This is a genomic window from Pseudomonas sp. 05T35, from assembly GCF_056396605.1.
In genome coordinates, this window is the sequence record NZ_JBFTLU010000063.1 from 1 (window position 1) to 22,335 (window position 22,335).

Here is a 22,335-nt window from a genome sequence, read left to right on the forward strand (position 1 = left end):
CAATACGATAGAGCGCTCATCCAGCAGACGGTTGATGCCCTTGCGGTCGACCCGACGCACTTCGCCGGTGTGGTGATAATCGATACCTTCGAGCACACCGATCGGCCGTGCGGTCACCAGATTGCCGCCGGCCACTCGCAGACGCGAGCCCTGCATCGGCGAAGACGCCATGTCCATCGACAGGCGCGCCTCGATGGCAATACGCAGTTGCCCCACCGCATCGATCACACACTCCAGGGTCGCCGCATCGGTGATGCGCATCCCGTGGTGGTAATGCGGAGTCAGGCCACGTGCGGCAAGACGGGTTTCAATTTGCGGACGCGAACCGTGAACCAATACCAGCCGCACACCCAGGCTGTGCAGCAGCACCAGGTCGTGGACGATATTGCCGAAGTTCGGGTGCTCGACGCCGTCGCCGGGCAGCATGACGACGAAGGTGCAATCGCGGTGAGCGTTGATGTAAGGGGAAGCGTGACGAAGCCAGTTAACGTATTCGGGCATAACACCTGCGCCTGTAACAAATAGCAGCCGATAAAAAGGACGAAGCAAAACGCACAGCGGGCTGGTGGTTATCGTCGGAACAGGCTTGGCGACACGCGCGTTCTCCTCATGAATACGGGTTGGGTGCCCCGGGATTTATCAAGCCGGGGTCAGGCAGTAGTGTTCGATCAGTTGACGTAATAGATGCACGGTAGGCTGCAAACGTGACATTTCAAGGTATTCCCCTGGTTGGTGGGCGCAGGCGATATCACCTGGGCCAAGCACCACTGTCTCGCAGCCAAGACGCTGAAGATAAGGCGCTTCAGTGCCGAACGCTACTGCTTCGGCAAGGTGGCCGGTGAGTCTTTCGGCGACCTGCACCAGTTCCGAGTCGGCCGCCTGCTCGAAAGGCGGCACTTCAGGGAACAGCGGAGCGTAGTCGATCTTGACCTGATGGAGCTCGGCGACCGGTTCGAGTTTCTGCCGGATCGCTGCACGCAATGCGTTCGGGTCCATGCCTGGCAAGGGCCGCAGGTCGAATTCCAGCGAGCATTGACCGCAGATCCGGTTCGGGTTGTCGCCACCGTGGATGCAGCCGAAATTCAGTGTCGGTTGCGGCACACTGAACTGCGGATTACGAAACTCGCGCTGCCATTGCAGGCGCAAGCCGCGTAACTCGCCCATCGCATCGTGCATGGCCTCCAGAGCACTATGGCCCAGGCGCGGATCGGACGAATGGCCGCTCTGACCGAGAATATCGATGCGCTCCATCATCACGCCTTTATGCAGACGGATCGGTTTCAAGCCTGTTGGCTCACCGATCACCGCTACCCTGCCCAATGGCCGACCGGCAGCCGCCAACGCCCGGGCACCCGCCATGGAGCTTTCTTCGTCACAGGTGGCGAGGATCATCAGTGGCTGCTTGAACGGTTTATCCAGCAGCGGCAACACGGCTTCGATGGCCAGCGCGAAAAACCCCTTCATGTCGCAACTGCCGAGGCCGACCCAGCGGCCGTCGACTTCGGTCAGTTTCAGCGGATCGGTCTGCCACAGCGCGCCGTCGAACGGCACCGTGTCGCTGTGCCCGGCCAGTACCAGCCCGCCGGGGCCACTGCCAAAACTGGCGAGCAAGTTGAATTTGCCAGGACTGACTTGCTGGATATCGCACGAAAAGCCCAGGTCACCGAGCCAGGTCGCCAGCAAATCAATGACCGCGCGATTGGATTGATCGAGGCTGGGTTGGGTACAGCTGACGGACGGTGCGGCGATCAGCGCAGCGAACTGATCTTTCATGGACGGCAAAGGCATCGCTGACTCCCAACTCCCAAGATGAACACTCATCATAGAGCCATCCTGTGACAGGAATAAACCGTCGCGGCGCGTAGGTTTAATGAGTGCTGTACACTGCACGGCCTTGGCAGCCACACATTCCCCCGGCTGCGCTCCCGATCCTGGATTTTCCGGCCATGCAGAAAGAAACCGAAATCAAACTCCGCGTCAGCCGCGAAACCCTCGCCGCCCTGCGCGAGCACCCGCTACTGAAAAAACGTAACAAAAGTGGCTGGGAACGCCGTGAGTTGATGAACCAGTACTTCGACACGCCAGAACGTGACCTGGCCCGCGCCAAGGTCGCCCTGCGCCTGCGCCGCGATGGCGAAGAAGTCATTCAAACACTCAAGACCCGTGGCCACAGTGTCGCCGGTCTGTCCGAGCGTAACGAATACGACTGGAATCTGCCCAAAGCCAAGCTCGACGTGAAGAAACTCGACGGCGAATGCTGGCCCGAAGAGCTGGCCGAGCTGGACAAGAAAACCCTGAAGGCTATTTTCACCACTGATTTCGTCCGTGAACGCGCAGAAATCGCCTGGGGCCGTGGCAAGACCAAAGTGGTCATCGAAGCCGCACTGGACCTGGGCAACGTGATTGCCGGCAAACAGAAAGAAGAAATCTGCGAGCTGGAGCTGGAGCTACGCGAAGGCGAGCCCGAGGCATTGCTGGAACTGGCCGCCGAGCTGGCCGCGACCCTGGCGCTGATGCCGTGCGATATCAGCAAGGCCGAGCGCGGCTACCGCCTGTTCGACGCCAACAGCTATTCATTGAGCCTGCCAGCGCCGGAGCTGACCTTCGAAATGCCGCTGGACGACGCGTTCGCCGCATTGAGCTGGCACTTGCTGGGCAGCAGTCAGCGTCTGGCCGAGCAGTATCGCTTCAACGGCCACTGGCGCCTGCTGCAGGACTGGGTCGAAAACCTGGCTGAATTGCGCGCACTGCTCAGCAGCCTGGGTCAAGCCGCTCCGCGTCAGTCGACCCACGACTTGCGCGTGGCGCTGGATGCCTTGCTGGAAGACTGGCGCCCGCTGGTTCAGGCAGGTCTGGACGACGAAGACGTGCGCAAAGCCGCGCCGGAGCAGTTCCTTGAAGAGCTCGAAGACCCGCGCTGGGGCCAGTTCTCGCTGAACACCTCGCGCTGGTTGCTGGCCCGCACCTGGACTGCCGATCGCAACGTTCGCGGCAATCGCCAGGGTGCTGCACAACTGGGTAACTGGTTGCCGCGCCTGCTGGGCGAAGAAGCGACGTCCCTGCAATTGCAGCGCTATCAGCAACAGCCGGAAGACCTGGCCGAGCAACTGCCGCGTATTGAACGCATCCAGGCCTGGCTGCACCATGCCCGCAACGTGCTGGACATCCCGGAAATGGATCGCCTGTACGGTGAACTGAACAAACTCGCGCAACTGGCCAACGAGCCGATCACCGACGAAGTGCTGGACGCACGCAAGCAGCAGGCGATTGCGGTGTATCAGAACCGCGCGTGGAAGATGTTGTTGCGTATGTAAGACCGCCATCGCGAGCAAGCTTTGCTCCTACAGTATGTACGGCAAATCACCATTGGGTGGTTGGCACATAACCCGTAGGAGCAAGGCTTGCCCGCGATGAGGCCCGCACATTCACCGCAAGGCTTTAACCCCGCAACACCGGCAATCGAACGCCCGTGGGCGTTGAGTTTGATTTCGGCGAAAATTTGCGTGTTGAGGCCGATTTTCTTGCGATCGAGCAAGGTCACCTGCCCACGAATAACCCCCTCCTCCTTCATCCGCTGAATGCGCCGCCAGCACGGCGACTGCGATAGCCCGACCTGCTCGGCAATCTGCGCACTGGAAAGTGAGGCGTCCTCTTGCAGCAGCGCCAGAATCCGTCGGTCGTACGCGTCAAGTTCGCTATGCATAGAAAAACCCGTAAAAACATTATCTGAGAATTGGACAATTCGATTTACAGCCAATTAGCCTCATCATAGATAAGAAATACCCGGCACCGAATGTAAAAATTTCTCCAATGATTTGGAGACCGACCATGCCCCCGCTCGAAGCCGTCAGCAACACCCCAACCCGCGCCGATGTGTGGAACGTCAGTAATGCCCATTGCCGCGTGCACTACCAATTGCTGGCCGAGGCCGAGCCGGACGTGTTGTGTCGGACACTGAATCTGTTCGCATTGCAGTTTCTGGTTCCGCAGCAGGTCAATGTGCTGCGCGACGACGACCTGCTGTCGATCAGTGTCGTCATGGACGGCTTGAGCTGGCACCGCGCCCAGGTCATCGCGGAAAAATTACGTAACCTGATCAGTGTCTGCTCGGTGGAACTGCAAGCGGCTGATTCGCAATGGGTTCAGCCTGCACAGGCCGCCGGCTGAAGCGTTCCGGTAAAGACTCGCAACGATGAATCGGCCGACAACCGAACGGTCGGTCCTTGCGGGGACTATTCTTGGCATCTGTGGTCAGAGACGCACCTGTCTACACCGCACGTGCAGGATCGTTTCCATAAGGAGCCCGGATGTCCGTTCAACTCGCCACTCAGGATCGCTGGCTGGATCTCAATGACCTGCTACGCGAACTGGTCGCCMAAGGTTTCATCAGCCAGGACTCGGCCGAGCACGCGCTGACCACCCGTCGCAACGCCAGCAACAGCCAGTTGCACCCGCTGGAGTTCCTTGCCAGCCAACACCTCGACGACCTCAGCCGCCCCGGCAAACGCCTGGATCTGGAAAGCCTGACCCTGTGGCTCTCGCAGCAGGCCGGCCAGCCTTACTTGCGCATCGACCCGCTGAAAATAAACGTCGCGCAAATTACCTCGCTGATGTCTTACGCCTTTGCCCAGCGCCACAAGATCCTCGCGGTAGCGATCGACCGCGACGCCGTCACTGTCGCTAGCGCGCAGCCTTATGTGCGCAGCTGGGAAGCCGACCTGACCCACGTTCTACAGTTGCCGATCAAACGGGTAGTGGCCAACCCGGCGGATATCCAGCGCTTCAGCGTGGAATTCTTCCGCCTGGCCAAATCGGTCAGCGGCGCGACCAATGCCGATCAGCACATGAACACCCTGGGCAACTTCGAACAGTTGCTCAACCTCGGCGCCAGCGATCAGGAACCGGACGCCAACGACGCGCACATCGTCAACATCGTCGACTGGTTGTTCCAGTAYGCTTTCCAGCAACGCGCCAGTGATATCCACATCGAACCACGGCGCGAACAAGGCACCGTGCGCTTTCGCATCGACGGCGTATTGCACAACGTCTATCAATTTCCACCGCAGGTGACCATGGCGATCGTCAGTCGCCTGAAGAGCCTGGGGCGGATGAACGTTGCAGAAAAGCGCAAACCCCAGGATGGCCGGGTCAAGACCAAAACTCCGGACGGCGGCGAAGTAGAGTTGCGGCTGTCGACGCTACCCACGGCATTCGGGGAAAAAATGGTCATGCGGATCTTCGATCCGGAAGTGCTGCTCAAGGACTTCGACCAGCTCGGGTTTTCCGCCGATGACCTGCGCCGCTGGCAGGACATGACCCGCCAGCCCAACGGCATCATTCTGGTCACCGGGCCGACCGGTTCGGGCAAGACCAGCACGCTCTACACCACGCTGAAAAAACTCGCGACGCCAGAGGTCAACCTCTGCACCATCGAAGACCCGATCGAAATGGTCGAGCCGGCGTTCAATCAGATGCAGGTCCAGCACAACATCGACCTGACCTTTGCCAGCGGTGTGCGCGCACTGATGCGACAAGATCCGGACATCATCATGATCGGCGAGATCCGCGACCTCGAAACCGCCGAAATGGCTATTCAGGCGGCACTCACCGGGCACCTGGTGTTGTCGACCCTGCACACCAACGACGCACCGAGCGCCATCAGCCGCTTACTGGAACTCGGCGTGCCGCATTACCTGATCAAAGCCACCCTGCTGGGAGTCATGGCACAACGTCTGGTCCGCACGCTATGCCCGCATTGCAAGGCACCGCTGACGCTGGGCGAAGACGATTGGCAAACTTTGACCCGTCCCTGGCAAGCACCGCTGCCAGGCAACGCCCAACGTGCGATTGGCTGCCTGGAGTGTCGCGACACCGGTTATCGCGGACGCGCCGGGGTCTACGAAATCATGCAAATGACCGACAGCGTCAAAGCCCTGATCAACCCCGACACCGACCTGCTCGCCGTCCGTCGCCAGGCGTTCAAGGAAGGCATGCGCAGCCTGCGGCTGTCGGGCGCACAAAAAGTCGCGGCGGGGCTGACGACAATTGAAGAGGTGCTGCGAGTGACGCCGCAGAGTGAGCAGAAATAGGGGGGGTTATCCTGGTCGAACACGCCGATGAACGCTACGGAACTCGTTTGGGGTATTGGCAATCCAACCTGCCAGAAATCCCACTGGAGTCACCCATAATGCGTTTTAAACTTGCTGCCGCTACGTTTGCCTTGCTTTCCCTGTCTATCGGTTCAGCAATGGCCCATGGCCGTGACCACGACCATGACGGCATCTTGCAAGAAGTTATTTCCTCAGGTGCGACCACCGCGTCCACCTACCTGACCTMCAGGGATCACAAGCTGGTCGTCGCCGCTCAGGACGACGCCAGCAGCTTCGTGGCCAGTGACGGCAATATCCGTGGTCCGTACCTGGAATCCGCCATGCAGAAAGTCCGTGCCGACAATCCGGGTTTGAAGGCTACCGACATGGAATTGGCCAACGCAATCCTGGCCAAGAACGCGGTCGCCCCGGAATAATTCTGTTGCTGTAAAAATGCGATCCACTGTGGGAGCGAGCCTGCTCGCGTTGGGGTCATAACATTCAACATTTTTGCTGTCTGTTACATCGTCATCGCGAGCAGGCTCGCTCCCACATTATTTGATTTACGCATGTCAGCGGTATTCATCCACCGGCACGCAGGCGCAGAACAGGTTGCGATCCCCGTAAACGTTGTCCACGCGGTTCACCGTCGGCCAGTATTTATGCAGCCTGGTGTGCGCATCCGGGGTCACCGCTTGTTCGATGCTGTAGGGCCGATCCCAGACGCCGGTAATGTCCGCCAACGTATGCGGCGAGCGTTTCAGCGGATTGTCCTCGGCAGACCAATTGCCATTCTGCACCTCGGCAATTTCCGCGCGAATGCTCAGCATSGCGYTGATAAAGCGATCCAGTTCCGCCTTGGATTCGCTTTCAGTAGGCTCGACCATCAACGTTCCCGGCACCGGGAAAGACATGGTCGGCGCATGGAAACCGTAATCCATCAGCCGCTTGGCAACGTCTTCTTCGCTGATACCGGTCTGCGCCTTGAGCGGTCGCAAGTCGAGGATGCATTCGTGCGCCACCCGCTCGTTGCGCCCGGTATAGAGCACCGGAAACGCACCGGATAACTGTTTAGCCAGGTAATTGGCCGAAAGAATCGCCACTTCACTGGCATCCGCCAACTGCGGCCCCATCATCGCGATGTACATCCAGCTGATCGGCAAAATGCTCGCACTGCCCCAGGGCGCCGCGCTGACTGCGCCATTCTGCGGATGGGGCCCCTCGATCGGCACCACCGGGTGATTGGCAACGAACGGTGCCAAATGCGCCCGTATGCCAATCGGCCCCATCCCCGGCCCGCCTCCGCCATGGGGAATGCAGAAGGTCTTGTGCAGGTTCATGTGTGAAACGTCGGCGCCGATATCCGCCGGCCGAGCCAGTCCGACTTGCGCATTGAGGTTGGCGCCATCCATGTACACCTGGCCGCCGTGGCTGTGGATAACTTCGCAGATTTCGCTGATGCCCTCTTCATACACCCCGTGGGTCGAAGGGTAAGTGGCCATCAGGCAGGAAAGCTTGTCGCCGGCAGCCGTCGCCTTGGCTTTCAAGTCATCAAGGTCGACGTTACCGGCATCGTCGCAGTCGACGATCACCACCCGCATCCCGGCCATCTGCGCCGAGGCCGGATTGGTGCCATGGGCAGAAGCGGGAATCAGGCAGATGTCCCGTGCACCTTGCTGACGGCTTTCATGGTATTTGCGGATCGMCAGCAACCCGGCGTATTCACCTTGGGCGCCGGAGTTGGGCTGCATGCAGATCGCATCAAAACCGGTGATCGCGCAGAGCCAGCTTTCCAGTTCGCTGATCATCAGCGAATAACCCACCGCCTGCTCTCTCGGCGCAAAGGGGTGCAGGTTGGCGAACGCTGGCCAGGTGATCGGGATCATCTCGCTGCTGGCATTGAGCTTCATGGTGCAGGAGCCCAGCGGAATCATCGACTGGTTGAGCGCCAGGTCCTTGTTCTCCAGTTGCTTGAGGTAACGCAGCATCTCGGTTTCGCTGTGATGAGCGTTGAACACTGGATGGCGTAAATACGACGTGGTCCGCAACAAGCTGTCGGGAACCCCGGAGACCAGCGGCTCGCCATCCAGCTCGGCAACATCAAGCCCGTGATCGGCGCCCAGGAACACATCAAACAGCTTCGCTACGGTGCGCTCATCACAGCTCTCGTCGAGACTCAAGCCAACCTGCCCGCGCCCAAGAATCCGCAAATTGATTTGCGCCGCTTTGGCGCTGTCGATGATTGCGGTCTGGCTGCCGCCGACTTCCAGGGTCAAGGTGTCGAAGAAATGCTGGTTGAGCCGGGGGATGCCGTTGCGCTCGAGCCCGGCGGCGAGAATGCACGTTAGCCGGTGTACCCGTTGCGCAATCCGTTTAAGCCCCTGCGGGCCATGGTAGACCGCGTAAAAACTGGCGATATTGGCCAGTAACACCTGGGCCGTGCAGATGTTCGAATTGGCCTTCTCGCGGCGGATGTGTTGCTCGCGGGTTTGCAGGGCCATGCGCAACGCGACATTGCCGCGAGCATCTTTCGAAACGCCGATGATCCGCCCGGGGATCGCTCGTTTGTATTCATCGCGGCTGGCGAAAAACGCTGCGTGAGGGCCGCCGTAGCCCATCGGCACACCAAAGCGCTGGGACGAGCCGAATACCACGTCAGCGCCCATTTCACCTGGCGGCGTCAGCAACAACAGGCTCAGCAGATCAGCCGCAACGCAGGCCAGCGCCTGCTGCGCATGCAAGTGATCGATCAGCGGGCGCAGGTCGCGGATTTCGCCATGGGTATCGGGGTACTGCAGCAGCGCGCCGAATACCTGATGCTGTTTCAGGTTATCCACAGCGTCGACGATCAGCTCGAAGCCAAAGCCTTCAGCGCGGGTCTTCACCACGGAAATGGTTTGTGGATGACAGTTCTCGTCGACGAAGAACAGATTGCTTTTCGACTTCGCGACACGCTTGGCCAGCGCCATGGCTTCGGCCGCTGCCGTGGCTTCGTCGAGCAACGAGGCGTTGGCCAGTTCCAGGCCCGTCAGGTCGATGGTCAATTGCTGGAAATTGAGCAGTGCTTCGAGTCGCCCCTGAGCAATTTCCGGCTGATAGGGCGTGTAAGCGGTGTACCAACCGGGATTTTCCAGCACGTTGCGCAAGATCACCGCAGGTGTCAGGGTGCCGTGGTAACCCATGCCGATCAGGCTGGTCCAGACCTGATTCTGTTCGGCATAGCCGCGCAGCTTTGCCAACGCGGCCTCTTCATCGAGCGCAGGCGGCAAGTCCAGTACGCGATTGAGGCGAATTCCCGGCGGCACCGTCTGCTCGATGAGTTCGACGCGGCTGCCGAGCCCGAGGCTGTCGAGCATCGCCTGCTGCTCGGCGGTGTCCGGCCCCAGGTGGCGCCGCAGAAAGGCATTCGGATCTCGTAACTGGCTCAAGGATGGCAACTGGGACATGACGGGCTCTCTCTTGAATGGCGCTCAACGTCGATGCAACTCGATCAAAGCAGCATAGCTCCCCCTGTGCACTCGGCATGGCGTCTTTGCTCAATCAGGCTCATCATGTGCGGCGCATATATCTACCGTCAGCCAATCGGGTGCACTGATCGTCATGAGCCAACTGCCTTTTCTGCCGTTTTCCAAACCTACTATCGATGAAGCCACAATTGCCGCTGTCGGCGATGTCTTGCGCTCCGGCTGGATCACCAGCGGGCCCAAGGTGCAGGCGTTCGAAGCCCAGCTCTCGGAGTTTTTTGGCGGCCGTCCGGTGCGCACGTTCAACTCCGGGACCTGCACCATGGAGATCGCCCTGCGCATCGCCGGGATCGGTGCCGGTGACGAAGTCATCACCACGCCGATTTCCTGGGTCGCCACGGCTAACGTGATTCTCGAAGTCGGCGCCACCCCGGTGTTCGCCGACATCGACCCGATCACCCGCAATATCGATCTGGACCAGCTCGAAGCTGCCATTACCCCGCGTACCAAGGCCATTATCCCGGTGTTCCTCGCCGGATTGCCGGTGGACATGAGCCGCCTGTACGCGATCGCCAAGAAACACGGCCTGCGCATTATCGAAGACGCCGCCCAGGCATTGGGTTCGAGCTGGAATGGTCAGCGCATCGGCTCCACCGGCGACTTCGTGTCGTTCAGCTTCCAGGCGAACAAGAACGTCACCTCCTCGGAAGGTGGTTGCCTGGTTCTGAACAACGCTGAAGAAGTGCGCCTGGCCGAGAAATATCGCCTGCAAGGCGTGACCCGTACCGGCTTCGACGGCCTGGATGTCGATGTGCTGGGCGGCAAGTTCAACATGACCGACGTGGCAGCAGCCATTGGCCTGGGCCAGTTCGCCCACATTGAAGCCATCACCGCTCACCGCCGTGAACTGGCCAAGCACTACTTCGCCTGCTTCGGCAGCGATTTCGAAGCCAAATACGGTGCGCAGCTGCCACCGGCAGACTTCACCAACAGCAACTGGCACTTGTTCCAGCTGGTGTTGCCAGAGCGCAAGGACGGCAAACCGGCCCGCGCGACCTTCATGGAGCAAATGCAGGAACTGGGCGTCGGCATCGGCTACCACTACCCGCCGATCCACCTGCTGAGCCTTTACCGCGAACGCGGTTTCAAGGAAGGCATGTTCCCGGTGTCCGAGCGTGTCGGTCGCCTGATCGTCTCGCTGCCGATGTTCACGGCCATGAGCAAAAGCGATGTAGAGCGTTCAGTGGCCGCGGTGAAGACTGTATTGCAAAACGCGTAAATCGCGCCCACAAAAAAGCCTCGATCACTCGAGRCTTTTTCATTTCCGGCAGCAATTACTCGCCGATGGCGTGCTTGTAGCCTGTAGGGTCGAGCAACTTGTCCAGCTCAGAGGTATCAGTCGGCTCGAGTTTGAAGAACCAGCTGTCGTATGGCGCGCTGTTGACCAGCTCCGGGCTGTTGRCCAACTCTTCGTTAACGGCGATGACTGTACCGGAGACCGGCGAGTAGATATCCGAAGCCGCCTTGACCGACTCGACTACGCCCGCAGCTTCACCGGCAGCGAAGACTTTGCCGATTTCCGGCAGCTCGACGAACACCACATCGCCCAAAGCTTCCTGAGCATGGTCTGAAATGCCGACTTTTACGCCGCCATCTTCATCCAGACGCGCCCACTCGTGACTTTCGGCAAAACGCAGGTCGGTAGGGATATCGCTCATGTTCTGTATCCTCAAGAAGAAATGTCAGCGGTGCTGGCCCGCCAGAGAAAGTTAGATCAGGGTTTTGCCGTGTCGTACGAAGGTCGGTTTGACCACCCGAACCGGGTACCACTTGCCACGAATTTCCACTTCAGCCCGGTCGGCGGTCGCCATCGGCACCCGTGCCAAGGCAATCGATTTGCTAAGCGTAGGAGAGAAACTACCACTGGTGATCTCCCCTTCGCCAACATCAGCGATGCGAACCACCTGATGGGCACGTAAAACCCCACGCTCTTCGAGCACCAGACCAACCAGTTTTTGCTTCACCCCGGCGGCCCGTTCAGCCTCCAGCGCTGCGCGGCCGATGAACTGACGAGTGGCCGGTTCCCAGGCAATGCTCCAGGCCATATTGGAAGCCAGCGGTGAGACATCCTGATGAATGTCCTGGCCGTAGAGGTTCATCCCGGCCTCAAGACGCAGCGTGTCACGAGCGCCGAGGCCTATCGGCGATATGCCTGCACCCACCAGATCATTGAAGAATCCCGGCGCCTGATCGGCCGGCAGGGCAATCTCCAGACCGTCTTCACCGGTGTAACCGGTACGGGCGATGAACCAGTCACCGTCACACTGACCTTCAAACGGTTTGAGCTGCTGGATCAGCGTGCCACGGGACTGGGTCACCAGTTCGGCGATCTTTTGCCGCGCCTGCGGACCTTGAATCGCCAGCATCGCCAACTCGCTACGCTCGTGCAGTTGTACCTGATAGTCGCCGAGCTGGGCCTGCATCCAGGCCATGTCCTGATCACGGGTGGCGGCGTTCACCACCAGGCGGTAAGCGTCTTCCAGGCGATAAACGATCATGTCGTCGACCACCCCGCCCCGCTCATTGAGCATGGTGCTGTACAAGGCACGGCCGACGCTGTGCAGACGTTCGACATCATTGGCCAGCAAATGCTGGAGCCAGGCCTTGGCCTGAGGGCCGCTGACATCGATTACGGTCATATGGGAGACATCGAAAACCCCACAGTCGCGGCGCACCTGATGGTGTTCCTCGACCTGTGAGCCGTAATGCAATGGCATATCCCAACCGCCAAAATCGACCATCTTCGCGCCAAGTGCGAGATGAAGGTCATACAGAGGCGTACGCTGTCCCATGGGTTTCTCCTTCCGGGCGTGGCGAAGGTACGGACAGGCGCTGTATGGTTGAAAGCCTTGAAGTAGAAGGCTTTCAGCCTATTTCAGCGACCCGGTCTGAAGGACGATCCGCACCGAATGCCGCGCATTGTAGCCGCAAGGTGTAGGACTGGCACCTAGCCGTTTTGATGTGCCGAACGTCGAATCAAGCCGATGACGGGTAACAGGCCCACCAGAATCAGTGTCAGCGCCGGCAACGACGCCCGTGCCCACTCGCCTTCGCTGGTCATTTCAAAGATCCGCACCGCCAGCGTGTCCCAGCCAAACGGGCGCATCAGCAAGGTCGCGGGCATTTCCTTGAGCACGTCGACGAACACCAGCAGCACTGCGCTCAACGTTCCGGGCAGCAACAACGGCAGATACACCTTGAAAAACAGTCGTGGCCCACTGACACCCAAACAGCGTGCAGCTTCTGGCAACGACGGACGGATTCGCGCCAGGCTATTTTCCAACGGCCCGTACGCCACCGCGATAAAGCGCACCAGATACGCCAGCAACAGCGCCGACAGACTGCCCAGCAGCAACGGTTTGCCCGCGCCGCCAAGCCAGCCCGACAGCGGCACCACCAGCTCACGGTCCAGGTAACTGAACGCCAGCATGATCGATACCGCCAGCACCGAACCGGGCAAGGCGTAGCCGATGTTGGCCAGGCTGACTCCGGAGCGAATCATCCGGGTCGGTGCCAGGCGCCGGGCAAACGCCAACACCAGCGCGACGCTGACGGTGATCAGCGCCGCCATGGCGCCCAGGTACAACGTATGGATGATCAGCCCGGCGTAACGCTCATCCAGATCGAAGCGCCCGCGCTGCCAGAACCACGCCACCAGTTGCAGCAATGGAATGACAAAGGCGCAGGCAAACACCAGCCCGCACCAGCTGCTGGCGGCCACAGCCTTGAACCCGCGCAGGTGATAAAGCGCCCGGCCCCGTGGCCGCTCGTTACTCGCCCGACTGGCGCCACGCGCACGGCGCTCGCCGTACAGCAGCAACATCACCACCAACAGCAACAGGCTGGCCAGTTGTGCAGCGCTCGACAGGCTGAAGAAGCCATACCAGGTTTTGTAAATCGCCGTGGTGAAGGTATCGAAGTTGAACACCGATACCGCCCCGAAATCCGCCAGCGTCTCCATCAACGCCAGAGCAACACCCGCTCCAATCGCTGGCCGGGCCATCGGCAAGGCCACGCGCCAGAATGCTTGCCACGGTGATTGGCCGAGCACGCGCGCAGCCTCCATCAGGCCTTTGCCCTGGGCCAGAAACGCCGTGCGCGCCAGCAAGTAGACGTAGGGATAGAACACCAGCACCAATACCAGAATCACCCCACCGGTGGAGCGCACGCGCGGCAATCGCAAGCCGCTGCCAAACCACTCGCGAAGCAGGGTTTGCACAGGACCGGCGAAATCCAGCAGTCCGACGTAAACGAACGCCAGCACATAAGCCGGGATCGCAAACGGCAGCATCAGCGCCCAATCCAGCCAACGTTGTCCGGGGAATTCGCAGAGGCTGGTCAACCACGCCAGGCTCACGCCCAACAGCGTGACACCCACCCCGACGCCGAGGATCAGCGTCAGGGTGTTGCCCAGCAGGCGCGGCATCTGGGTGTCCCACAGGTGCGACCAGATCTGCAGGTCGACAGCTTGCCATGACAGCAGCAACACACTCAGCGGCAGCAGCACCAGGGCGGCAACGACGAAAACCAGCGGRTACCAACGGCGTTGGGCGGGATGGGCCAAGGAAAGTCTCTAAAAAGTGCGGAGCCGACGCAGTAATACAGCCAGCTTCATATTGTGGCGAGGGAGCTTGCTCCCGCGGGGTCTGTCCGCGCTTGGGCGAAGCGACCCTAAAATCAGCCACCGCGAATATTCAGGTGGAACTCGATTGCCGGATTACGACCGCTTCGCGGCCGAGCGGGAGCAAGCTCCCTCGCCACGAGTCAGTTCCAACCGGCGCGGTCCATCAGGCGAATGGCTTCTGCCTGACGCAGACCCGCCACTTCAACCGGCAGGGTGTCCGGTTTAAACGTGCCCCAGGCTTCGACTTCCGCGGACGGTTTCACCGTCGGGTTGGCCGGGAATTCCTGGTTAACGTCGGCGAAGATCTTTTGCGCTTCAGGTGTGGTCATCCATTCCACCAGCGCCTTGGCGGCTTCCGGGTGCGGGGCGTGTTTGGTCAGGCCAATGCCCGACAGGTTCACGTGTACGCCGCGGTCAGCCTGGTTCGGCCAGAACAGCTTGACCGGCAGGTCCGGCTTCTGCTGGTGCAGACGGCCGTAGTAGTACGTGTTGACGATACCGACGTCGCATTGCCCGGCGCTGATAGCGTGCAGTACGGCGATGTCGTCAGAGAACACGTCAGTGGACAGGTTGCGCACCCAACCCTTGAGGATCTCTTCGGTTTTTTCGGCACCGTGGGTTTCGATCAGGGTCGCGGTCAACGACTGGTTGTAGACCTTCTTCGCGGTACGCAGGCACAGCCGACCTTCCCACTGCTTGTCGGCCAACGCTTCATAAGTGCTGAGGTCCGAGGGTTTTACCCGGTCGGTGGAATAGGCGATGGTCCGCGCCCGCAGGCTCAAGCCGGTCCAGGCATGAGACGCGGCGCGGTATTGCAGCGGGATGTTGGTGTCGATCACCTTGGAGGTGAACGGTTGCAGGATGCCCATTTGCTCGGCCTGCCAGAGGTTGCCGGCATCGACGGTCAGCAGCAGGTCGGCGGTGGCGTTCTGGCCTTCGGCCTTGATGCGCTGCATCAGCGGCGCTTCCTTGTCGGTGATGAATTTCACCTTTACGCCGGTTTTTTGGGTGTAGGCATCGAAGACCGGTTTGATCAGCTCGTCGATACGCGAGGAGTAGACCACCACCTCGTMGGCGGCCTGGGCAGTGGTGCCGATCAGGGTCAGGGCGAGGGCTGTCAGTAGACGCTTCGGTGCCAACATGGGAGCGGTCTCTCGAAATCAAAAATGAGTCGAAATGATAAGGACTCACATTTAGCTTCTCAACCGATCACGGCCTGGAGGAGTTACCAGATGTTGCACCATCAGGGGTTGATGGTGAATGTGCCGCCCTMATCGCGAGCAGGCTCGCTCCCACATTGGAATGCACTCCCCTGTGGGAGCGAGCTTGCTCCGGGCGGCGTTCCGACGATGAGGGCATCAGCTCCGACACAAAATGTCAGGCCTTGGCCAGCTCTGGCAGATCCCCGATCAATCCAAGCGCTTCGCGCACGAACAGCGCCTTGGCTTCGGGCATCTGGTCGACCATTTTCAACCCGGTATTACGCAACCAGCGCAGCGGCAAAGGGTCAGCCTGGAACAAGCGCTCAAAACCTTCCATCGCCGCCATCAACGCCAGGTTGTGCGGCATGCGTCGACGCTCGTAGCGGCTGAGGACTTTCACGTCCGCCAGGCGCTCGCCACGGCTGGCTGCCTGCAACAGCACTTCCGCCAGAACCGCCGCATCGAGGAAACCGAGGTTGACGCCCTGCCCGGCCAGCGGGTGAATGGTGTGCGCGGCATCGCCGATCAGCGCCAGCCCCTCAGCCACATAACGCTTGGCGTGACGCTGACGCAACGGCACGCAAAGTCGCGGGTCGGCGCTCAGCACGCTGCCCAAACGCCCTTCGAAGGCGCGTTCCAGCTCACGGCAAAAACCTTCGTCGTCCAGCGCCATCAAACGCTCGGCTTCGCTCGGGGTGGTCGACCAGACAATCGAGCACCAGTCTTGCTGACCGTCACGCTCCAAGGGCAGGAACGCCAATGGACCGTAGTCGGTAAAACGCTGCCAGGCGGTCAGCTGATGCGGCAGCGAGCAGCGAACGCTGGTGACAATGGCGTGATGCAGATAATCCCACTCGCGGGTCGCGACACCCGTAAGACGACGCACCGCAGAGTTGCCACCGTCCGCCGCGATCACCAACGGTGCACGCAGCGTGCGGCCATCGGCCAGGGTCAGCAGCCAGTCGTCGCCGGAACGGCGCATCTGCTCCAGGCGCGCATTGGCCAGCAGGCCGAGGTCGCAATCATGCAGGCGATCAAGCAGTGCATCCTGCACCACCCGGTTTTCGACGATATGCCCGAGTGCCTCGGCGTGGACGCTGGAGGCCGAGAAATGAATCTGCCCGGTGCCGCTGCCGTCCCAGACGTGCATATCGGTATAAGGGCTGCTACGCCGGCTGACGACACCGTCCCACACGCCCAGACGCTCGAGGATCCGCTGACTGGCGGCCGACAAGGCGCTCACTCGAGGCTCGAATGCCGACTGCGCATCGAAGGGCTTGACGCTCATGGGACTGCCGTCGAGCAGCAGGACTTCCAGCCCGCTGTCCTGTAACGCCAGCGCCAACGCGCTCCCGACCATTCCGGCCCCGACAATCAGCAGATCTGCGCGCATTTCCATGCTTTAAGCCTGTCTCGCTTGCGGCTTGAGCCGCACGTAAAGGGTTTTATCGACCACGCTGCCCGCGCCGTCCTGAGTATCGAAACACCGGGGTAACCACTCAGCCATCGGAGCGTGTTCCCAACCCCATGGCTTGCCGGGCGAACCAGCGTTTGGCCGGCGGCAACAGGTCGAGGCCCAACAGGCCGATGTTGCGCCCCAGCGAAACCAGTGGCCGGGTGCTGCCGAACAACCGGGTGACCTGATCGGAGAAGCCCACGGTGAGGTTCTGGTCCAAACGCTGGCGTTCGCGGTAAGCCTGCAAGGCCAGACCAGCGCGCAGCGGTTTTCCGGCAGCGGCAGCAAGGCCATCGGGCCGTCATCGGTGAAGCGCTCGAACGCCATGCCGTTGTGGGCTTCGCTGGGAGTGATGTTGGCGATCAACGCACTTTGGTTGTACGGACGCTTTTTGACGCCGATCCCGAGTTGCTCGCGCAAGCCCGAACGACCGCCATCGGCCAGCACCGCGAGTTCGCACTCCAGTAGGGTTTCATCGTTGAGGGTCAGGCGGTAGCCGTCTTCCAGCGGTTCCATGCGCGTAACTTCGGCCGGGCAACGCCAACTGATCACGTCCTTGTCCAGCCCCTGCCAGAGGCATTGGCCCAGCCAGGCGTTTTCCACCACGTAGCCGAGGGCCGGAACGCCCTCTTCCATGGCCGACAGTCGCGCGGTGGAGAAGCGTCCACGGTCGGACACATGGATCTGTTTGATCGGCTCGGCGCGGCGGGAGATTTCCTGCCACACGCCCAACCGCTGATAAATCTGCCGAGCGCCGAAAGACAGCGCCGAAGAGCGCGCGTCGTAGCTTGGCTGGTAGCCGTCGCCGGGAGCGAACGGTTCGATCAGCACGATCTTCCAGCCGCGGGCGCGGGCACCGGCCTGCAAGGCCAACGCCAGGCTGGCGCCCACCAGACCGCCACCGATAATTGCCAGATTGACTCGGCTCATGCCGCCTGGGTCCGTGCAGCGGCCATCAAGGCCTCGATCTCGGCGACCGTTCTCGGCACGCCGCTGGTCAGAATTTCACAGCCCTGTTTGGTTACCACCACGTCATCCTCGATGCGCACGCCAATGCCGCGCCATTTCTTCGCCACGTTCAGATTGCCCGGGGCAATATAGATACCCGGCTCGACGGTCAGCGCCATGCCGACTTCCAGCACCCGCCATTCACCGCCGACCTTGTACTCGCCGACGTCATGCACATCCATGCCCAGCCAATGGCCGGCCCGATGCATGTAAAACGCCTTGTAGGCTTCGCTGGCGATCAACTCATCGACATCGCCCTGCAACAAACCGAGCTTCACCAGGCCAGCAGTAATCACTTGAACCGTCGCCTCGTGCGCCTGGTTCCAGTGCTTGTTGGGAGCGATCTGGGCAAACGCGGCGGCTTGCGCTTCCAGCACCAACTCGTAGATCGCCTTCTGTTCCGGCGAATACTTGCCGTTGACCGGCCAGGTGCGGGTGATGTCGCTGGCGTAACAGTCGATCTCGCAACCGGCATCGATCAGCACCAGATCGCCGTCCTTGAGCAGCGCGTCATTCTGCTGGTAATGCAGGATGCAGCTGTTGCGCCCGGCGGCGACGATCGAACCATATGCCGGCATTTTCGCCCCACCTTTACGGAACTCGTAATCAAGCTCGGCTTCCAGGCTGAACTCATGCAAGCCGGCACGGCTGGCCTGCATGGCACGAATGTGCGCCTGCGCGGAGATCCGTGCGGCTTCGCGCATCACCTTCACTTCTGCCGCCGATTTATACAGGCGCATGTCGTGCAGCAGATGATCCAGCGCAACGAATTCGTTCGGTGGTTGAGCGCCCAGGTTCGCCTTGGAGCGGATCACGTTGATCCATTCCATCAGGTGACGGTCGAACTCCGGGTTGCTGCCCATGGCTGAATACACCCGGTCACGACCTTCGATCAGGCCCGGCAGGATGTCGTCGATGTCGGTGATCGGAAAGGCATCGTCGGCACCAAAATCGCGAATCGCGCCTTCCTGCCCGGCCCGCAGGCCGTCCCACAGTTCACGTTCGGCGTTGCGTTCACGGCAGAACAGGATGTATTCGCCATGCTCACGACCGGGTATCAGCACGATGACGGCCTGAGGCTCGGGGAAACCGCTGAGGTACTGGAAATTGCTCTCCTGTCGGTAAACATGCTCGACGTCGCGATTGCGGATCGCCACGGCGGCGGCCGGCAGGATTGCGATGCTGTTGGGTTCCATCTGCGCCATCAACGCCTTGCGGCGGCGGGTGTATTCCGATTTAGGGATATGAATCATGGGCAGATGGAAGTCCCTTGCAAACGATCAGTGCAGAGAAGGTTTGGCAGCAGCGGCTTGCGCCGGTTTCTTGGTCTCGGTGAACAGCAGCAATGGCGCGACCCGCAGGTACTCCATGACTTCCATATAGTCACTTTCGCCGTCGTCGGACTCTTCCAGCGCATCTTGCACCTGAGCAATAGCCGCGAGATCCTGCAGGACTTCGGTGGCTTCAGCGCTCAGCATGCTGCTGTCACGGCAGTTCAGGCCGAAACCGCTGAGGAAGCCATGGCACCACTGGCCCAGTGCGGCGGCACGTTCGGTGAGCGGTGCGTCGTCGGACGGCAACAGCAGAACGACGGTCATGTCGTCGCTGGTCAGCTCGCCCTTGACCATCTCTTGCAGGCCGATCAGGGCGTTGCGGACGTTGTCTTGTGGTTCGCCTTCGAGCAGCTCGGAGGCATCGACCAGCCAGCCATCGGCTTCAAAGCCCGCGCCAGCGCAACTGCGTCCGAGCAGCAGGCCGTGCAGTTCGGCAGGCGAGACAGGATGGCCGCTGGTACTCAGCAGGGTGGCGAAGGCTTGATACGRAGAATTCTGAATGGGCATGGGCAGCTAGGCGCCAAGCGGCGCTATGTCTAGAATGAAGGCCTTGTATCCTACATCGACAGACTCGCCAAGACTATTAAAGGCTGTCCGCCAGTTACCACCCATCAGACAAATCCTGTGGAACACGTATGGAAGACACCGACTTGCAAGCGCTGATGGCCAGGCTCGAGCTGCTAATTACCCGAGTCGAGCAACTTAAGAGCCAGAACGGACTCTTATTAGCTCAGGAAAAGACCTGGCGCGAGGAACGCGCGCACCTCATTGAAAAAAACGAAATCGCCCGGCGTAAGGTCGAATCGATGATTTCGCGCCTCAAGGCCCTGGAGCAAGACTCATGAGTTCAAGCAATAGCGTTACCGTGCAGATCCTCGATAAAGAGTACTCGATCATTTGCCCCCAGGAAGAGCGCAGCAATCTGGTGAGCGCCGCCCGTTACCTGGACGGCAAGATGCGCGAAATCCGCAGCAGCGGCAAAGTCATCGGCGCCGATCGCATCGCCGTGATGGCCGCGCTGAACATCACCCACGATCTGTTGCATACGCGAGAGCGTCCCGATGTACAGGCCAGTGGCTCGACCCGCGAGCAGGTGCGTGATCTGCTTGATCGGGTGGATCTGGTGCTCGCCACCGATCCGGATGTCAGCAAGGGCTGATTCCCGAAGGTGGTTGCGGTATACTCGCGCCACTCCCTGGGGTGCTTGCCAGTTGACGATGTCCCTGAGCCGATTCGCACTACCCTGGAAGTTGCACGTTGGGCTGGTGTGCATGTCCGCTAGACGGAAAGCCTTAAAGCCTACTGCATCTTCCACCTTGAACTTTCGGGTTCAAGGGCTAAGTCGACAGCGGTTCATCCGGGGAGCCTGGATTCAAGCCGATGCCGGTTTTTTACCGGCATCGGCTTTTTACGATGTCACCGCCTGGTGCCCTCGACACTCGAACAGCCCACGACGATGACCGAACCTGCGCCGCTATCCCGCCCGCAACTTCGACGCATGCTACGCCAGGCCCGGCGCGCACTGAGCAACAGTGAGCAACGCCAGGCCGCTCGCGGGCTGTATCGGCAATTGGCGCAACATCCGCTGTTCCGCCGCGCAAAACATATCTCCCTGTACCTGCCCACCGACGGTGAAATCGATCCGCGCCTGCTGCTGCGCGCCGCTCAACGCCGGGGCAAGGCGACTTACCTGCCCGTACTCAGCGCCTGGCCGCGAACCAAGATGGTCTTTCAGCGCATTCGCCCCGGTGAAAAGCTGCGGCCTAACCGCTTTCGCATTCTCGAACCACGGGTCAACCAGGCCAAGCAACGCAAGGTCTGGGCATTGGACCTGGTGTTGTTGCCGTTGGTCGGCTTTGATGAACACGGCGGGCGCCTGGGGATGGGGGGCGGTTTCTACGATCGTAGCCTGGCCTATCTGGCGCGTCGCAAGACCTGGCGCAAACCAACGCTGCTGGGCCTGGCCCATGAATGCCAGAAAGTCGAAAAACTGGATCAAGCGAGCTGGGATGTACCGATGCAAGGAACGGTGACTGACAGGAAGTGGTATTTCGCGGATTAGATCTGGACGCCACTGCCATCAGCGGCGTCGCTTGCAGCGGTTTTAGCGCTTGTGCGGCTTTAGAGGTTGTTTCTGTTGTTGCGCGACTTCGATCGGTGCATCAGTCTTGTTCGCCCAGAGGCTTTGCGCATAACCCGTGGTTACGACGCCCAGGCCGAACACAATCACTAAAATCCACAGTAAATCCGGTTTGCGTTTCATCGATTGCCCCCCTCAAGGCATGTCGCACACGATGACAGCAACGGTTGCGCCGGCAGCTCGTGTGGCTGGTTCTGTTAGTCAACTTCGGCGCCAGAAGCCCATAGCCGGCGTTGCTGTTCCTCGCCATAGCGGGCTATGACTCGTCGCAGCGCCTTGGCTATAGGCTTCTGGCATCCGAATTTGAACTAACGAACCAGCCGTACGAGCTACTAGGCCGTGCTTGCCGCGTCTCGCTTAAAAGTCCGGCATTTTGCGGTAACGTGAAGCGACACGCAAACGCTGGCGTCAACCGACCGTCGGTTTGTCATAAAATCGCCGGACAACGTTCCCGACCACCGCTTTCGGAGCAAAAAAAGATGGCCTACTGGCTTATGAAATCCGAGCCTGACGAGCTCTCGATCAATGACCTGGAGAGGCTCGGCGAAGCCCGCTGGGACGGCGTTCGCAACTATCAGGCACGCAACTTCCTGCGGGCCATGGCGGTCGGCGACGAGTTCTTCTTTTACCACTCCAGCTGCCCCGAGCCGGGCATCGCCGGGATCGGGCGAATCATCGAAGCGGCGTACCCGGACCCTACGGCGCTGGAACCGGAGAGTGTTTACTTCGACCCGAAGGCCACGCCTGAGAAAAATGCCTGGAGCGCGATCAATGTGGGTCACGTCGAGACATTTCCCAAAGTGCTGAAGCTCGACTATCTGAAACTGCAGACGGCACTGTCGGAGATGCCGCTGGTACAGAAAGGTTCGCGATTGTCAGTGATGCCGGTGACCGCCGAGCAATGGGCGGCGGTGCTCGACCTGCGCTAAATAATGCAGAACCGGCCGGCCACCTGGTC

General features: G+C 60.5%; 20 protein-coding genes, 1 other RNA gene and 3 pseudogenes. 10 read left to right on the plus strand and 14 right to left on the minus strand.

Going from position 1 to position 22,335, the window contains the following annotated elements:
* Together argA and argE are read right to left on the minus strand one after the other, a co-directional pair.
* Nucleotides 1-501: amino-acid N-acetyltransferase (gene argA, locus AC1DH9_RS07090; protein WP_477807974.1), on the minus strand; the 501-nt coding region annotated here is incomplete at its 3' end.
* A 138-nt stretch (nt 502-639) separates the two neighbouring features.
* Nucleotides 640-1,788 (minus strand): acetylornithine deacetylase, encoded by a 1,149-nt coding sequence (gene argE / locus AC1DH9_RS07095; protein WP_427538693.1) that lies wholly within the window; start codon nt 1,786-1,788, stop codon nt 640-642.
* Between the two features lie 158 nt (nt 1,789-1,946).
* Here argE and AC1DH9_RS07100 point away from each other — a divergent pair, with 158 nt between their 5' ends.
* Nucleotides 1,947-3,314: a CYTH domain-containing protein gene (locus tag AC1DH9_RS07100; protein ID WP_427538696.1), complete on the plus strand. Its 1,368-nt coding sequence runs from the start codon at nt 1,947-1,949 to the stop codon at nt 3,312-3,314.
* A gap of 149 nt (nt 3,315-3,463) precedes the next feature.
* Here the strand turns inward: AC1DH9_RS07100 and AC1DH9_RS07105 are convergent.
* Nucleotides 3,464-3,703, minus strand: a pseudogene (locus AC1DH9_RS07105) (Lrp/AsnC family transcriptional regulator); the annotation flags it as partial.
* A gap of 125 nt (nt 3,704-3,828) precedes the next feature.
* Between AC1DH9_RS07105 and AC1DH9_RS07110 the strand changes: the two are divergent.
* The 3 genes from AC1DH9_RS07110 to AC1DH9_RS07120 all read left to right on the plus strand — a co-directional run bounded on the left by AC1DH9_RS07110 (nt 3,829) and on the right by AC1DH9_RS07120 (nt 6,526).
* Nucleotides 3,829-4,167, plus strand: coding sequence for a hypothetical protein (locus AC1DH9_RS07110; protein WP_427538699.1), 339 nt, complete (start codon nt 3,829-3,831; stop codon nt 4,165-4,167).
* Between the two features lie 140 nt (nt 4,168-4,307).
* Complete coding sequence (tfpB, locus tag AC1DH9_RS07115) at nt 4,308-6,089, plus strand: type IV pilus assembly ATPase TfpB (RefSeq protein ID WP_477807975.1); 1,782 nt, start codon at nt 4,308-4,310, stop codon at nt 6,087-6,089.
* A gap of 98 nt (nt 6,090-6,187) precedes the next feature.
* Nucleotides 6,188-6,526, plus strand: a complete 339-nt coding sequence (locus AC1DH9_RS07120) for a DUF2388 domain-containing protein (protein WP_477807976.1) — start codon at nt 6,188-6,190, stop codon at nt 6,524-6,526.
* 135 nt (nt 6,527-6,661) lie between these two features.
* Here the strand turns inward: AC1DH9_RS07120 and gcvP are convergent, their stop codons facing one another.
* Entirely contained in the window at nt 6,662-9,535 is a 2,874-nt protein-coding gene (gene gcvP / locus AC1DH9_RS07125; protein WP_477807977.1) for an aminomethyl-transferring glycine dehydrogenase, read from the minus strand.
* A 154-nt stretch (nt 9,536-9,689) separates the two neighbouring features.
* Here gcvP and AC1DH9_RS07130 point away from each other — a divergent pair, with 154 nt between their 5' ends.
* On the plus strand, nt 9,690-10,832 hold the full coding sequence (locus AC1DH9_RS07130) for a DegT/DnrJ/EryC1/StrS family aminotransferase (RefSeq protein ID WP_427538711.1): 1,143 nt from the start codon (nt 9,690-9,692) through the stop codon (nt 10,830-10,832).
* Between the two features lie 55 nt (nt 10,833-10,887).
* On the opposite strand, the gene gcvH is transcribed toward AC1DH9_RS07130, so the two are convergent.
* The 9 genes and pseudogenes from gcvH to AC1DH9_RS07175 form a co-directional block, all read right to left on the minus strand.
* Nucleotides 10,888-11,271: a glycine cleavage system protein GcvH gene (gene gcvH / locus AC1DH9_RS07135; RefSeq protein ID WP_477807978.1), complete on the minus strand. Its 384-nt coding sequence runs from the start codon at nt 11,269-11,271 to the stop codon at nt 10,888-10,890.
* 51 nt (nt 11,272-11,322) lie between these two features.
* Nucleotides 11,323-12,405, minus strand: a complete 1,083-nt coding sequence (gcvT, locus tag AC1DH9_RS07140) for a glycine cleavage system aminomethyltransferase GcvT (protein ID WP_427538717.1) — start codon at nt 12,403-12,405, stop codon at nt 11,323-11,325.
* Nucleotides 12,406-12,560: 155 nt separating this feature from the next.
* Complete coding sequence (locus AC1DH9_RS07145) at nt 12,561-14,177, minus strand: ABC transporter permease (RefSeq protein WP_427538720.1); 1,617 nt, start codon at nt 14,175-14,177, stop codon at nt 12,561-12,563.
* A gap of 200 nt (nt 14,178-14,377) precedes the next feature.
* A complete protein-coding gene (locus AC1DH9_RS07150; protein ID WP_477807979.1) occupies nt 14,378-15,379 on the minus strand; it encodes an extracellular solute-binding protein in 1,002 nt (333 codons plus the stop codon).
* A gap of 235 nt (nt 15,380-15,614) precedes the next feature.
* Nucleotides 15,615-16,832, minus strand: coding sequence for a 2-octaprenyl-3-methyl-6-methoxy-1,4-benzoquinol hydroxylase (locus tag AC1DH9_RS07155; RefSeq protein WP_427538948.1), 1,218 nt, complete (start codon nt 16,830-16,832; stop codon nt 15,615-15,617).
* A gap of 106 nt (nt 16,833-16,938) precedes the next feature.
* Nucleotides 16,939-17,142: pseudogene (locus AC1DH9_RS07160) on the minus strand (2-octaprenyl-6-methoxyphenyl hydroxylase); the annotation flags it as partial.
* A 2-nt stretch (nt 17,143-17,144) separates the two neighbouring features.
* Nucleotides 17,145-17,825 (minus strand): annotated as a pseudogene (locus AC1DH9_RS07165) (FAD-dependent monooxygenase); the annotation flags it as partial.
* Complete coding sequence (pepP, locus tag AC1DH9_RS07170; RefSeq protein WP_427538729.1) at nt 17,822-19,156, minus strand: Xaa-Pro aminopeptidase; 1,335 nt, start codon at nt 19,154-19,156, stop codon at nt 17,822-17,824. The gene pepP and the pseudogene AC1DH9_RS07165, both read right to left, overlap by 4 nt.
* A gap of 27 nt (nt 19,157-19,183) precedes the next feature.
* Nucleotides 19,184-19,744 (minus strand): YecA/YgfB family protein, encoded by a 561-nt coding sequence (locus AC1DH9_RS07175; protein ID WP_477807980.1) that lies wholly within the window; start codon nt 19,742-19,744, stop codon nt 19,184-19,186.
* 128 nt (nt 19,745-19,872) lie between these two features.
* On the opposite strand from AC1DH9_RS07175, the gene AC1DH9_RS07180 reads away from it, so the two are divergent.
* From AC1DH9_RS07180 to AC1DH9_RS07195, 4 genes are all read left to right on the plus strand, one after another.
* Nucleotides 19,873-20,082, plus strand: a complete 210-nt coding sequence (locus AC1DH9_RS07180; protein WP_007982902.1) for a TIGR02449 family protein — start codon at nt 19,873-19,875, stop codon at nt 20,080-20,082.
* On the plus strand, nt 20,079-20,396 hold the full coding sequence (locus tag AC1DH9_RS07185) for a cell division protein ZapA (protein ID WP_019694181.1): 318 nt from the start codon (nt 20,079-20,081) through the stop codon (nt 20,394-20,396). The genes AC1DH9_RS07180 and AC1DH9_RS07185 overlap by 4 nt, the downstream gene beginning before the upstream one ends.
* Nucleotides 20,397-20,426: 30 nt before the next feature.
* Nucleotides 20,427-20,605: non-coding RNA, 6S RNA (ssrS, locus tag AC1DH9_RS07190), on the plus strand.
* Nucleotides 20,606-20,693: 88 nt separating this feature from the next.
* Nucleotides 20,694-21,299: a 5-formyltetrahydrofolate cyclo-ligase gene (locus tag AC1DH9_RS07195; protein ID WP_103317899.1), complete on the plus strand. Its 606-nt coding sequence runs from the start codon at nt 20,694-20,696 to the stop codon at nt 21,297-21,299.
* 42 nt (nt 21,300-21,341) lie between these two features.
* Here AC1DH9_RS07195 and AC1DH9_RS07200 read toward each other — a convergent pair whose 3' ends face one another.
* A complete protein-coding gene (locus tag AC1DH9_RS07200; protein WP_178098566.1) occupies nt 21,342-21,500 on the minus strand; it encodes a hypothetical protein in 159 nt (52 codons plus the stop codon).
* Between the two features lie 356 nt (nt 21,501-21,856).
* Here AC1DH9_RS07200 and AC1DH9_RS07205 point away from each other — a divergent pair, with 356 nt between their 5' ends.
* The gene (locus AC1DH9_RS07205) at nt 21,857-22,306 is read left to right on the plus strand and encodes an EVE domain-containing protein (RefSeq protein ID WP_427538736.1); all 450 of its coding nucleotides are present in this window, start codon (nt 21,857-21,859) and stop codon (nt 22,304-22,306) included.
* Nucleotides 22,307-22,335: the final 29 nt, after the last annotated feature.